The sequence below is a fragment of the Sphingobacterium sp. UBA7253 genome, from assembly GCF_002472745.1.
Classification (GTDB): Bacteria; Bacteroidota; Bacteroidia; order Sphingobacteriales; family Sphingobacteriaceae; genus Sphingobacterium; species Sphingobacterium siyangense.
In genome coordinates, this window is sequence record NZ_DKSP01000179.1 from 2,208 (window position 1) to 15,754 (window position 13,547).

The 13,547-nt window shown below is 39.2% G+C and carries 16 protein-coding genes; 6 read left to right on the forward strand and 10 right to left on the reverse strand.

The genetic code is table 11. The features are described 5' to 3' along the window. Together B2X72_RS17965 and B2X72_RS17970 are read left to right on the forward strand one after the other, a co-directional pair. Positions 1 to 545, forward strand: a 545-nt coding sequence (locus tag B2X72_RS17965) for a hypothetical protein (protein WP_286850946.1), incomplete at its 5' end; no start/stop codon positions are given. Between the two features lie 198 nt (positions 546 to 743). Next, on the forward strand, positions 744 to 1,238 hold the full coding sequence (locus B2X72_RS17970; protein ID WP_286850947.1) for a hypothetical protein: 495 nt from the start codon (positions 744 to 746) through the stop codon (positions 1,236 to 1,238). A 104-nt stretch (positions 1,239 to 1,342) separates the two neighbouring features. On the opposite strand, the gene B2X72_RS17975 is transcribed toward B2X72_RS17970, so the two are convergent. The 10 genes from B2X72_RS17975 to B2X72_RS18020 form a co-directional block, all read right to left on the reverse strand. Further along, positions 1,343 to 2,689: an IS5 family transposase gene (locus B2X72_RS17975; RefSeq protein WP_286850948.1), complete on the reverse strand. Its 1,347-nt coding sequence runs from the start codon at positions 2,687 to 2,689 to the stop codon at positions 1,343 to 1,345. A gap of 86 nt (positions 2,690 to 2,775) precedes the next feature. After that, positions 2,776 to 3,048, reverse strand: coding sequence for a hypothetical protein (locus B2X72_RS17980; protein WP_286850949.1), 273 nt, complete (start codon positions 3,046 to 3,048; stop codon positions 2,776 to 2,778). 283 nt (positions 3,049 to 3,331) lie between these two features. Beyond that, a complete protein-coding gene (locus B2X72_RS17985; protein WP_286850950.1) occupies positions 3,332 to 4,897 on the reverse strand; it encodes an ABC transporter permease/substrate-binding protein in 1,566 nt (521 codons plus the stop codon). Beyond that, positions 4,894 to 5,814: an ABC transporter ATP-binding protein gene (locus B2X72_RS17990; protein WP_286850951.1), complete on the reverse strand. Its 921-nt coding sequence runs from the start codon at positions 5,812 to 5,814 to the stop codon at positions 4,894 to 4,896. The genes B2X72_RS17985 and B2X72_RS17990 overlap by 4 nt, the downstream gene beginning before the upstream one ends. A gap of 1 nt (position 5,815) precedes the next feature. Then, the gene (egtB, locus tag B2X72_RS17995) at positions 5,816 to 7,009 is read right to left on the reverse strand and encodes an ergothioneine biosynthesis protein EgtB (RefSeq protein WP_286850953.1); all 1,194 of its coding nucleotides are present in this window, start codon (positions 7,007 to 7,009) and stop codon (positions 5,816 to 5,818) included. Positions 7,010 to 7,021: 12 nt separating this feature from the next. After that, positions 7,022 to 8,023, reverse strand: a complete 1,002-nt coding sequence (locus B2X72_RS18000; protein ID WP_075992229.1) for an L-histidine N(alpha)-methyltransferase — start codon at positions 8,021 to 8,023, stop codon at positions 7,022 to 7,024. A 551-nt stretch (positions 8,024 to 8,574) separates the two neighbouring features. Further along, positions 8,575 to 9,048 carry a hypothetical protein gene (locus tag B2X72_RS18005; protein ID WP_286850954.1) on the reverse strand — a complete coding sequence of 158 codons (474 nt, stop codon included), beginning with the start codon at positions 9,046 to 9,048 and terminating at the stop codon, positions 8,575 to 8,577. A gap of 16 nt (positions 9,049 to 9,064) precedes the next feature. Then, positions 9,065 to 9,667 carry a DMP19 family protein gene (locus tag B2X72_RS18010; protein ID WP_088161267.1) on the reverse strand — a complete coding sequence of 201 codons (603 nt, stop codon included), beginning with the start codon at positions 9,665 to 9,667 and terminating at the stop codon, positions 9,065 to 9,067. Positions 9,668 to 10,106: 439 nt separating this feature from the next. After that, complete coding sequence (locus B2X72_RS18015; protein WP_088161266.1) at positions 10,107 to 10,592, reverse strand: CinA family protein; 486 nt, start codon at positions 10,590 to 10,592, stop codon at positions 10,107 to 10,109. Between the two features lie 79 nt (positions 10,593 to 10,671). Beyond that, positions 10,672 to 11,328 (reverse strand): response regulator transcription factor, encoded by a 657-nt coding sequence (locus tag B2X72_RS18020; protein ID WP_088161265.1) that lies wholly within the window; start codon positions 11,326 to 11,328, stop codon positions 10,672 to 10,674. Between the two features lie 384 nt (positions 11,329 to 11,712). On the opposite strand from B2X72_RS18020, the gene B2X72_RS18025 reads away from it, so the two are divergent. From B2X72_RS18025 to B2X72_RS18040, 4 genes are all read left to right on the forward strand, one after another. Then, on the forward strand, positions 11,713 to 12,027 hold the full coding sequence (locus tag B2X72_RS18025) for a hypothetical protein (RefSeq protein ID WP_286850956.1): 315 nt from the start codon (positions 11,713 to 11,715) through the stop codon (positions 12,025 to 12,027). Between the two features lie 116 nt (positions 12,028 to 12,143). Beyond that, positions 12,144 to 12,392: a TetR family transcriptional regulator C-terminal domain-containing protein gene (locus B2X72_RS18030; RefSeq protein WP_286850957.1), complete on the forward strand. Its 249-nt coding sequence runs from the start codon at positions 12,144 to 12,146 to the stop codon at positions 12,390 to 12,392. Positions 12,393 to 12,492: 100 nt separating this feature from the next. After that, the gene (locus B2X72_RS18035) at positions 12,493 to 12,927 is read left to right on the forward strand and encodes a GNAT family N-acetyltransferase (RefSeq protein WP_075992211.1); all 435 of its coding nucleotides are present in this window, start codon (positions 12,493 to 12,495) and stop codon (positions 12,925 to 12,927) included. Between the two features lie 52 nt (positions 12,928 to 12,979). Then, positions 12,980 to 13,432, forward strand: a complete 453-nt coding sequence (locus B2X72_RS18040; RefSeq protein WP_201668679.1) for a VOC family protein — start codon at positions 12,980 to 12,982, stop codon at positions 13,430 to 13,432. The last annotated feature ends 115 nt before the right edge of the window (positions 13,433 to 13,547 follow it).

Below are 13,547 nucleotides of genomic sequence, written 5' to 3' on the forward strand. Positions count from 1 at the left end.
GGAAACTGATATATTCTGAAGACGAAAACCCAAAGTATGCATTAGTTTCCATGAAGTTTAAGGATGGTGGCACGCTATCCATTACCGACTTTCAGAGGATGGCATATATAGAATTGAATCCTGAACATGCAAACGTGATGGATGCACTTTCTGAAAAGCTAAATCCAAAATTACTTTTCGGATTGCTGCAATCAAGCAAGGCCAAAATTAAAACTCTCCTGATGGACCAAAACGTCATTGGCGGTATTGGAAATGCCTACGCCGACGAAATCCTGTATGAAGCAGGGATATCACCACTTTCAATTTCAAACAAAATCCCCGAAGAGAAGGTTCAACATCTTGCCAAAGCAATTAAGGAGGTACTGGAAAATGCCGAACAGCAGATTCTAAAAGAGCATCCTGAAATCATTAACGGTGAGATAAGGGATTTCATGAAAGTTCATCACAAAAATGCGAAGGTTGATGGTAAGGGTCATGAAATATTGCAAACCAAAATTAGCGGCAGAACTACTTATTACACAGAGCAACAAAAAGTTTTCGAATAGCACAGGATACGACTAGAGAATTACTTATCTCAGTGAAGTTTTTTGGCACAGATCTGGTACGGAAATAATAGCAACTAATTGCATATGAATAATCTATATATTATCTTCTTTTTTTTAGTTCTCCAGGGCTGTACAATGCGTAAAAGTACAATGACACCGGTACAAAATAATAAGTCCAAAATATACAATGACAGCTCAATGCAACAAGACTATGTTTCCATTTTAGAAACAATTTTGTCTGACGATTCAGCTGGTATCAAACTGCAACGTGAAGGAGAACGAAGGGCGTTCATTCATAACAAGTTTATGAGAGATTCTATCTCATCATTGCATGACAGGAATTATGTTTTTTACAACGTCGATCCACAGAAGCTGATGAAAATACTGGATAACCAGTTCACAGATTCGCTGGATATGCTGAATCAGATGAACGAAAGGAAGGCAATCATCCCGATTCCAGCCGCTATCAAAGCAGCGTACACTGTTGATGACGCCGATAAATACAGGATGGACCGCAACCAAAGCATTTATTACTTTCATCTTCCCATTATAGGGTATAATCGCAAAAAAGCATACGTGCCGGTTGACTATATATGTGGCCCTTTATGTGGAAACGGTGATGCATTTCTGCTTGAAAAAGTGAATGGTAAATGGGTAATCATACAACGATTCTTTAACCTCTGGATCTCTTAAAAAAATGTAGTCACAATAATCTTTAAACAGAAGATATTCACGCCAAATAACCAAGCGGACTTATAGACTAATGGACCTTATCACTTTCTATAAATAGTCGTTCCTTAACAAAACCCACTATTTAATTTATTTTTAAAAACAGGATTAGAAAACAGCATAATTTGTATCTTATAAAATAAGAAAATAATTTTCTGTTTCAGTAGTTCCATCATTTTCTTCATGTTCCAAGCGGTTGCAGCTAGTAATGCATTGATTTGTGGTCCCGTTTCTCCCATGAAGTAATTTTTTGCCAGCCTAAAATCGGTTTTTAAATGTCCGATGATAGGTTCTATTGCCGCTCTGGTTCTAAATTTTTTGCGCTTTGTCTGCTTTTGATAAGCAGTGTCTTTTTTTCTTGGAGTGCTTGGGATGGAGATTTTCACGCCCTTTATTTCTGATTTTCCTCTGCCACCTCTATCGTAAACGAGTTCTTTTGGGAGCTTTTGACCACCGGTTTCCATCTGTTCCAAAAGTGGTTCTATGGTGTGACCATCGTAAGGAGTTTGCAAAAATGCTTTAATCCCGAGAATGATTTTCTTGCCTTTGTTGGCGGTGGTTATCAAACCTACCTTATTCCCAAATTCATACTGGCTATGCGCTTTTCCTTTGGCAATACATCGGGTAAAAGGCTTGTGAATGCTGTAAATTTTATCGGCATCGTTTCTTTTTTGTGTGACAACCTTGGTGTACAATGTCATTAAATCTTTATAAAATTCTTGCTGTTCTGCATTAAAATTCCGTTGCAATTCACGAATCAGTCTCATGGCGATGGTTTTGAGCTGTCTTTGAGATTTCCTTGCCGCTTTTGCCCGCTTGGGATGTTTTCCGTTGTAGGTGTTGCGCACCATTTGTTTGCTGACTTTTGTGTAGCGTTGTCTTTGTTTTATGCCTTCATTTCCGGCTATTTTGTTGCAATAATCAATCACTTTTTTGCACAATTTTGCATCGGTAGGAAAAGAGGTATTATTCTCCTGAACGGTAGTATCGGACAAAACAAAATTTGAGGTGTTCGTCTTGGCATCGTGCATTCTTACGCTGAAGGCAAAGATTTTTTCGATACCTTTTTCGCCAATTCTTTTTCGGAAATGAACAAAATTACTCGGGTCACAAGGAAATTCGTGTTCAAAGAAAACCCTGCCACAAAAATGCTGCATATAAGGATTCATGATCCAGGCTTTTTCCAACGTCTCATCGCCCAAATTATACAAATGTTTCAGTAGCAAACAACCCACCATAAACCGAATCGGATGGCTCGGATTGCCCACTTTGGAATACAAGGACGAAAATTCTTTCTCAAAATAATTCCAATCTATTTTTTCTGAAAGTAGAACAAGTTCATGCTCGTGGTCAATAAAATCCACCAACATTGGGCGAAATAATTCTGGCTTCTTTTCTGGATTTTTCCCCAACATATTTGCAAGGTTTTAAAGCTCTAAGATACAAATTCTTGCAATAAAAAACAAGCTATTTTAAACCCAAAATACTAATAATCAGTAAATTATAGATGGTTTAAGGAGAGACTAAATACACTTCCCGACAAATAGCACTCGGGAACATTGGCTAATACATAATCAATGTCCAGAATATTAGGACGAGCCGTACTTCCATGCCCACAATACAAACTCCTGATCCAGGTATCTACGTCATCCACCCATATCGCCTTCCAGGTAATATTTTGTGGATCCTGGACATTGACAGGTGAAATTAGGACATTATACCCCATCGCTCGCAGCGCGGTTAATACGACTCGATTTACTTTGACAAATTTCATCTTCGAAAGCTATATACGGTTGTCTTTACTTTGGAACAGAAATACAACCCATATGGTTCAAAAGTCATTAACTTTTTGTGCTTAGCGGCAGATCCTAATAGTACTAAATCTGACTGATCGCTTGCATCGGATCCATTCCCGAATCAAGAGACTCGTGGTGGTTACTCCTTTTTATATATAACTATTAAAACTGTCCTGTATGAGTTTTATGAGGTGTAATCATACAGGAGAAATGCTTCGGAACATCATTTTTTGACTTTCTGATTTAGTTTTTATACCACTTTTAGTAATATTTTTTCAAATCACTAATTCTTTCAATATGAAGTTCTCTGGCCTGAGACCGCCGCATCATTAGCGCATAAGCATTATTAAATCCCAAAGGTTTTAACCACTTGATGCCGTACAGCCTCTGAAACTCATTGTTCACATAATTATAGGTATCGGAAGGACTTTTGGATACGCTTCCTAATACCTGCTGATTTGGTTTTAACAACACCAAAAGGCCTGTTCCGGTGTACTCTACATAGCAATCAATCGCATCGCTCACCAAAGCATCAAAACATATTTTGGTCCCACCCAACCCCGTCTTTGTATCTACTTTATAATCGGTATGGCCTTCGATCAGCATTTTGTATATCGCAGCCAAAATATATTGTTCTGCAAAAATTTTTGAACCTACCTTTATCGTACCGGCGCTCCCAGAACCAGTTGGCTTATAAAGATTGTTGTGCAGCAGAAAGTCCTTTGCAATATGTTCTGGCGTCTGCTTCAAAAAGTCTGCTCTATAATTGAGCTCCGTCATGACCGAATCATTGAACTTATCTGCCAGCAGGTTCATTGTCTCTTCCAGCTTGGGGAATTTCTGAAGGGTTGCCTCTTTGATGATCGGTGAAGCAAAATAAGGTGGGAAAATCTTCTTGTCATCTGCCAGCACAAACAGGTCGTATGCCTTGATCCGCCCATCGGTGGAGTATCCGCTAATGAGATCAAGATCTTTTTCATAAGCGGCTTTATACATAATTGCATCGCTGACAACAAGTGGGTTGACATGAAGACCATAGATACTGCGAAGTCCCAGGTCACCGTCCTGACGTCCCATAAACTCTGGTGTGAAACCTGCCTTGATGCGACTGTCATTGGACCTCATAACCATATAAAGCATACTTAAAATGCACACAGCGGTGAATATGCCCAATATAATATAGGTCTGTCGACTTTTGATATTTACCTGGGAATATTGGATTAGTGCAATGCCTTTGTCCAAGAGGATTGCTAGTAATGCTGCAGGAATAGCACCGGCCAAGATCATGTTTGAATTGTTGAGGGATATACCGCCAAAAATAAATTCACCCAAGCCTCCGGCGGCAACAAATGATGCCAAGGTAGCTACACCAACATTGATCACTGCCGCTGTACGTACGCCTGCGATAATCACTGGCATGGCAAGTGGGAGTTCTACTCTGAGAAGCAGTTGCCAATCGGTCATACCCATCGCTTTGGCTGCCTCCACGATACTGGAACCAACTCCTGTAATGCCGGTAAAGGTATTCCGGATAATGGGTAAGAGTGCGTAGATAAATAGTGCAACAATGGCGGGAATGGCTCCGATACCCAGAACCGGAATAAGAAAACCCAACAATGCAATACTCGGTACAGTTTGCAAAACACCTGCAAAACCTAAAATAATAGCAGCAAATTTTCTCTTTCTCGAGATCAGTACCCCTAGAGGCACTCCGATAAGAATGGCAAATACCAAAGATAAAAATGTAAGCCCGAGATGTTGGCCAATCTGGGTCAATAGCTTGTCCTGTTGTTCGAGCATAAATTGCCAAAAACTTTGCGCCGTCATACCACTTGTTGTTTTCGATAGTTGTTAAATGCGCCCACTAGCGTTTCATAGGCTTGCGCCGTATCTGTATGCATACTCAGAACCTGGGTGGCATGCCATAAATCTGTGCTCAATGTAAATCCATAACGCGAGATAAAAGGATCTATCGCCGTAATCCCTTGTAGTTCTTGTAAGGTAGTCACTTTATACTCCAATAGTAGGCGATTTTCGGCGAAGAAATTGGCTACAAATTCATTTGCAGGTCTATATAACAGTTCTTTTGGCGTTCCAATCTGCACGATTTTCCCCTTGTCCATTAAGCAGATCCGCTGTCCAAGTTCGAAAGCCTCCGACACATCGTGCGTAACGAGGATGATCGTCTTACTGCGTATCTCCTCCAAGGATCTGAATTCTGCGTGGATATCTGCTTTGGTTATATTATCCAGTGCTCCGAAGGGCTCGTCCATTAATAGAATAGGTGAATCGGCGATCAGTGCCCTAGCAATGCCTACGCGCTGTTGTTGCCCTCCACTCAGTTCATGGGGATAACGTTGGAGGATCTCCTCGCCCAAGTTTAATTTGTGAAGTAGCTCCGCAGTACGCAGGCTTATTGTCTTTTTTTCCCATTTCAGCAATTCTGGAACTACAGCAATATTGCGTGCAACGGTATAATGCGGAAAAAGGCCGGCATGCTGCATGACAAAACCAATTTGCCTACGTAAATCATGGATGTCTCTTTCTCTGATATCTTTGCCAGCAATAAAGATCTGGCCTTTATCGGGTTCGATAAGCCTATTGATCATTTTTAGGGTTGTCGTCTTTCCACAACCGCTGGTCCCTAGCAGAACAAGAACTTCGCCTTCCTTGGCCTGAAGGGAAATCTGATCGACTGCAACCTTTCCATTGAAGAATTTTGAAATGGAGACGATATCTATCATATTATCTCGCCAGTCTAATACCTGTAAATTGCCATTGCAGTGCCGTCTGAAAAAAGTTTCGGTACGTTTTGCGGCTATGATCTTTAGGTGTTGCAATAGAGGCTCCGCGCAAGACCATTTGGTTAACCATAAATTTTCCGTTATACTCGCCCACGGCACCAGCTTCCTTTTTAAATCCGGGGTAAGGTAGATATGCAGAATTGGTCCACTCCCAGCGCTGTCCCCAATTGACATAATCTGCCGCGACTTCCCACTCTGCCTCTGTCGGAAGCCGCATTCCCCTCCATGCTGCAAATGCGGAAGCTTCATAAAAGTTGACATGGCAAACTGCATCCTCATGGTCTATTTCCATCAACCCCGCTAAGGAATAATTCATCCATTGACCATCCATCAAATGCCAGTATAAGGGAGCCCGAGCCTGACGCCGTTTTACCCAGTCCCAACCTTCGGCATGCCAATACCTGAAATCAGCGTACCCACCAGCTTCCATGAAAGCCATATATTCCTTATTTGTCACCAAATCACTCGCAATTTCAAAGTCATTCAGATAAACCTTATGTCTGCCTTTCTCATTGTCAAAACAGAAACCCGGACCTTCATATCCGATTTCATAAATCCCAGCATCGAATTTGACATACGCTGATTCAGCTGCAGTATAACTGATAGCGGCTTTTGTACTGCCGTATGCAGGAAAAAGTGGATTGTGCCCAAGTATATATTTGATATCTGTAAGCAGCAATTCTTGATGTTGCTGTTCGTGATTTAATCCTAGAACGAAGATGTCCAGAAGATCATTTGTCAAAAATCCACCATCCACAAACTCAATCATGTACTTGTCCACACATTTGCGGTATCTATAGATATCTGCCACGGACGGTCTGCTCAGATTTCCTCGATCTGTACGAATCACCCTTGCTCCTATTGTTTCATAGTAACTATTAAACACAAAATTATAATCAGTGTCGAATTGTTGGTAGTTTGGCAGATGCGGAAGTAAAATAAATGTTTCGAAAAACCAAGTGGTATGTCCAAGATGCCATTTTGGAGGACTAACATCTCCTATGGGCTGAACCACATAATCCTCGGTTTCCAACGGTTGGCAAATTTCTTCCGAATATGCCCGTATAGCAAGATAGCTATCGATCCATTGTTGTTTTTCAGACATTTCAATAAGCGCAGTTTGTATATTTTTCATAAATAAAACGTATTAGGACACCCTCCATACCGAATCAACAAACCATCCTTTGCTGTCTTCAATATTTGCGATCAGCTGAAATCCTGCTAAGGATGCCATACGCTGTATTTCCTCAGGAGCATATTTCTGAGAAATTTCCATGTCAATCAATTCATTTTCCTTAAAAAATATGGAATCACCCTTAATATGGACGTGTTGATTGGTTAGGCTGACCAAGAAACTGCGGCAGGCTCCAGAAATTGGATCGTAGGACTGATAATGCTGAAAATATTGGGTATCGAAATCAGCTTCAAGTTCACTGTTGATGCGATTCAATAAATTGATATTGAAGGCCGACGTGATTCCGGCTTTATCATTGTAAGCAGAAAGAATGGTGTGTGGATTCTTTTTGAGATCGAAACCGATTATAATCATATCACCGGGGCTTAGTTTACGGCGCACTTCGGCACAAAAAAGCTGGGCTTCGTCCATATCCATATTACCTATATTACCGCCTAAAAATAATACTACTTTTCGCCGTGTGGAAATTTTCATCGCTTGGTCAAGCATTTCAAAGTACTCTCCCTCAAGCGGTACAATGTCTAAATTTGGGATGTCACGATCTAATTTTTCGACTAATAACGAAAGAATATTGCCCGATATATCGATAGGCATATAGGAGTATGAGGTGTGATTTGCGCTGAGATGTTGTAATAGATGACTTGATTTAAGGGCATCACCTGCACCGAGTTCTATCAGGTCGAAATCGGATTCATCAGTAGTGATTAAATCCGCTAGCTCAAAGGTTTTTGTGCGGAATATTTCGAGCTCGCAGTCGGTCAGGTAATATTCGGGCATATGCATGATATCCTGGAAAAGTCGATCGCCAATGGGATCATAAAAATACTTTGAATATAATTTCTTTGGATAAGTATTTAAACCTTCTATCACGTCCTTGTGAAAAATCCCTTCATACTTTTCGATCTCAGGTACAGCACTATTTACCGGTAGAACATTATTTAATTGTAAACTCATAACTCTATGGTTTTTACGGTCTTTTATACAGCAATATAACAGGCAAAATGAGCGAATAGTTTCAGAATAATCCAATCTGTGGAAATAGTCGATCTCTAACGACAAGAGAAGAACATGAGAAGAGTAGAACTTCACGACTACACAGCACAGTCATTGGCTGAAAGAATTCCGTTCTTTAAAAAAATTTTAACAAAGTAACTTTCTGAACCACACTAAAGATTATCTCTCCGACATTTTTAGTTAAAACAACGAAGTCTGCGTCGTATCACTTCCCAATGGTGGCAATCCTTATACAGGATCGGATATTTGGGAAAGGTAATGGCCTGCACGTTTTCCAGATAGTCATAATTGTAATCCAATTGACGGCGCTCGTCCCGCAATTGCGGAAAGGTATTTTTGATAATCTCAATATCGGTATGGAGGCTAATATCCCAGCACCTAATGGTATCCTTTTTTGTTTGGCTTTGATACGAATATACGCAATTTGTACTTTAAATACCGATTGCCCTACGGCAAGAAAATGGCTGCTTATTGGTTCGGACCGGATCTGATTACCGAAGGATCTCGATAGCAAATACTTTCTTTTGGGTCTGTCCATCGCTAATGGTAGCCACTACCCGACCATATGCTAGGGAGAATAGGATATCGATCGGATTTTTGCGCTGAAACCTGGTCTTGGTACGCAGGTAATTGACAATATTTTTTTCATACAGCTTGAGCATACGCTTATCCCAGTTCTCCTCCTTGATAAGATTGAGAAAGATCTGATAGCCTGATCCTGTTTCCAACAAGCTTTCGATCTTATGGGCATCCTGCGGCAACTGCAAGGCTCTTCCCTCCTTTGCCCCCAATTGATGGGCATGCTGATCGGCGGCTTCCTTATCATCATAAGGCGTGAGCAGGAAGCCTGTCTTTTCCTTAACATCGGGCCACTCAAAGCGCTGCAGCACAAAGTCGGCATAGCCCGACTCGACGAGCTCGCGAAACGAACTTTTGGTGACTTGTTCAAAGGGATTGTACAGCATAGGACTAAGATAGGATTTAATCAGTAAACTCTTTCTTGTTCTTTCGGATGTAGTCAACCTGAATTTTCTGCAAGTTTTCAACGTCATTAAGTTTGTAAAATTCCTCGTCAAATTTGTTTAACGGATTATTCTCATAAGATTTACTAAAACCTTCTACCGTACCATCCTGTGCTTCGGTTATTTTCGATTTCTCCTTTTCAAAAGTGCTGTTTGCTCGCTCGGTCAGATCAGCAAATTTAGTAGCGCCAACTAATTTCAACGCTTCTGGCAGCGCAGTAGCAAATTGACCGCTTGAATTAAAATAAAACTGGTTATAACCACCATTATTTACTTCTGCTTCTAATCGGCTGATCATATAAATTGCTTGTCTAGATTTGTTCCAAGACAAGACGATTTCATATTCTTTATCATATGCCGGCGATAACTTACGAAAGAGGTTATCATAGACGACTTCCAATAACATGTCATCCGATGTCGTATCAATAATTTGCTCGGTTAATGGCGTCTGAATTGATGGCTTATTATTATTTTGCTTCGTACGTTCAGAACAGCCAAACAAATTTAAAATCATTATTATAATTCCAATGGTAATAATCGGTGTTCGCATTGATTTTATCATCTTTAAATCTTTTTATTACTCAAATATAATCATTGATTAACCATACTTTTGTGTTTTATGTATCTCGCAAAAGGATGGCTGCTGCTGCGGCTCGGTCTTTTTTCATTTTTATCAAACCAAGGTCTCAAAAGAATTGTCCATCTATTGTCGATCGTTACGTATCAGTTCAGATTGATTGATTTAATTGTATGGTCAGGTTTTTAGGCCTGGCCATTTTAAACGTATTTTCCGGTCCTAAATGGATCTGTCTATAATTTAGTTAAGGGGCTAATCGAAAGATTAGTCCTTTTTTTGAAAAATAATGAACTATTCTATCAGAATTATGTTCTTCACCAGGTTAAGTTAGTTTGTTTTAGTAGTTATAAAGGTCGGGGATTCATGTCACCGGCCTTTTTTATTTTTTGTAAACCACCTACGATAAATTTGAGAGGAAAAATCACTAAAATAGCTTTGCAAGTATATTTTCAAAGGTGACCAAAATATTTTCGCCATATTTCTGCTGTGCTTTTGTACCTAAGAAGTTCTTTTTCAATGCTGTTTTTTCGGAAACGATTATCTGCATTTTATAGGATATTGCAAAATATGCATACAACTTAAAATGTGACTCTTCCACCGGAGTTGCGTAACCGGTAACACCTATACCAAAATCAGCATTGAACAAGTGTGATGCCTGCAGTGCCATATCTTCTGCGATCTGAGACGACACACAATCACTTGCTCTGGCCTCATCCTCATCGATTCCCAATAAATTTACTTTCTCTTCAAGCGTGTAAGCTGTAATCCCACCTTTAAAATTAACTGCAGCATTTTCGATCTGGGACAGCATAAACTGAAGCTGTCCAGCTGTTACACTTTCAGCCGTTGCAACAGTCTTACAATCAAGTAGCCTGCCAATACGTTGAATTACTTCCTTATCAGGTTCCATCTTATACTTATTAATTTAAAAACTATAGCCTTAGCAGACCTTTTATCTACACGGAATCTTAAATCCGTTATTGACCCATTTATTGTAGCAGTTTATTTTCAAAGGCAAACCGCACTAGATCAGCTGTATTTTTTGTTTTTGTTTTATCAATCAGCTGCTGCCGGTGCCCCTCAACTGTTCGTTTGCTCAGAAATATCTGATCTGCTATTTCAGCATTTGTAAAACCACGTGAAATCAGTTCCAAAACCGTTAATTCCCTTTCAGAAATATCGTAGCGATGGAAAATAGCCTCTTTATCGATATAAATAGGACTATTTAGCTGAAAATGATCGAGGAGGGATAGACCTATTTCCATTGAAATATATCTTTTACCCTGTAATATGTTGAATATACCTTGAACAAGTTCGTCATAGTCCGAATTTTTCGATAAAAAGCCAACTGCCCCCGCCCTAAATGCTTCAGCCACGGTATTATTATCCTCGATCATTGATAAAACAGCAACGTCAATTTCAGGATATTTGACCTTCACTTTATGGATTAATGTAATGCCGCTCATCTCTTTCATTTTGAGATCCGTAATTATAAGATCAGGTGTCTCGCTTTTATCTAAGAGTTCTAGCGCCTCTACTCCATCTCCCGCCTCCCCAACAATGGAGAGTTGCTCATGTGACTCCAATATTAGCCTAAAGCCGTTCCTTACCAAGGTGTGATCGTCAACAAGTAATATTTTATACATCGTAGTAGAGAAAATCGTGTGTTATAGGTAATTCAGAACAATTAGCCTGCCATTTTTACATTACTAGAAAATTTTCAATTTATATTTTAAAATTTGTAATAATTACTTATTAACCCCAGTATTATTACCTTCCATGAAATACATAACGCCATTCCATCGTATAAACATCCCCCTATAATTTTTATAAAAAGTATCCCTCTCACTTAAAATTGGATTATGAACTTCCAATACATTAAGATCCTTAACGCTGAAACTTAATATCCGCAGTTAAAGTACTTCATCAGACTATTATAATGATTTCAAGTAGTAAATGACTTATATTGCGTAGTTTATCATTTAACGAAACCGATCCCAAGAAGGTTCACTTTATATATTTATTAAAAGATGAAAAAAAACCAAATTACGCAGGATCGGTATCAAGGTATACTTATCGTTGCATTCGCAATTGTCGCACAACAGGGGCCCGAGAATCTTCCGAACGATGTGCCAGATAATCCTGAAGAGGAATTATCAGAGAATGAATCCGATGAAACTCCAGAAATGCCCGATCAGGATGATTTAGGCATCGATGAAGAACTAGGAAACGAAGAAGAAAATGAATTTCCTGAACTTGACGAACAGGAAGAAGACGAAAGAGAGATTGATGAACTTGAGGAAGCGAACGACGAAGAGTTAGCTAACGATGGAAGAACCATTTAAGATCAAACTGTCTTTTCATGTTATGAAATAACCAACGCGTCAAAGCTATAATAGTCACTAATTATAAAAATGATGATAAAGGATCCAACAAATTATGAAAATGCTGTCCTACCAGAATGGATAAACAACAAAAATATATTAATTACCGGTGGCACAACAGGCATTGGTCGCGCCACCGCAATCAAATCAAACGCGGCATAGATAGAAGTGAAATAAAAGCAGATACCGATCCTACCGAAATTGCTGTAGTGATGATCTCGATGATCGAAGGTGCTTTTATGCAGGCAAAGGTCAACAAGCATATGACAGAGCTTAATATAGCAATGTCCTATTTAGAGAGAATGATCAGGAATCTGAAAGCATAATTTTTTTTTGCTTATGAAAAGACCGATCGGTTTATTTCAATAAATATTATACTAAAAAACGAATAGAATATCATTAAAACTAAATTACCATCTTAAAGTTATGCCAACACAAATCAGGCTCGCAACAACCGGAGATTATCCAGGAATCATGGAAATCTGGGAATCCGCTGTAAGAGCAACTCACGACTTTTTGCTTGAGGAAGATCTTTCCTTCTTTAAACGAGCTATTCCAAAGGATTATCTCCCTAACCTCGAAGTATTTATCCTTATTGAAAATGGGAAATCTATCGGATTTTCATCGGTATCAGAAGGAAACCTCGAAATGCTTTTTATTCACAATGACTACCGTAGCAAAGGATATGGAAAGCATCTATTTCAATTTATGGATGAAACGCAAGGCATTACAAAGGTTGATGTTAATGAGCAAAATTATCAGGCTAGAGGATTTTATGAAAAATTAGGGTTCAGAGAAGCAGGGAGATCCGAAAAAGATGGCTCTGGTAAAGATTATCCGATTATTCATATGCTAAGATGAAATGGTCATAATTATGGCAACACTATAATTATTAATAATAAAATATATAAAAATGATTGAAGGATTATATGAGACACACATTCAAGTAAGCAACTTGGAAAACGCAGTTCAGTTCTATACTCAAATATTGGGACTTGAGTTCGCGCACTATGATGAAACCAGACCGATTGCGTTTCTTTGGATCGGAGAAAATAAAAAGGCCATGCTCGGACTTTGGGAACAACAAGGAGATCTCCATAAAAGACATTTTGCATTCAGCTGTTCCAAAGATTTTATTTTAAATAACGCAAATACTTTTTTAGATAAAAACGGATTAAAAGCCTATAATTTTCTCAAAAATGGAAGCAATGAACCAATGGTTTTTGCCTGGATGCCCGCACTTGCTCTTTATTTTGACGATCCGGACGGAAATCAACTCGAATTTATCCATATTCTAAAAGGTAAATGTCAGCCAGAACTTGGCGTACTTAGCTACAAAGAATGGCAAAAAATCAATTCACTTTAATAGATTAGATACCATATGAATGCAGAAGACGATTATTTGGAAATAAACAGGGAATCTTGGAATACCAGCACAGAAGCTGGCATCCATTCTGATTTTTATGACCTGGATGTCTCAA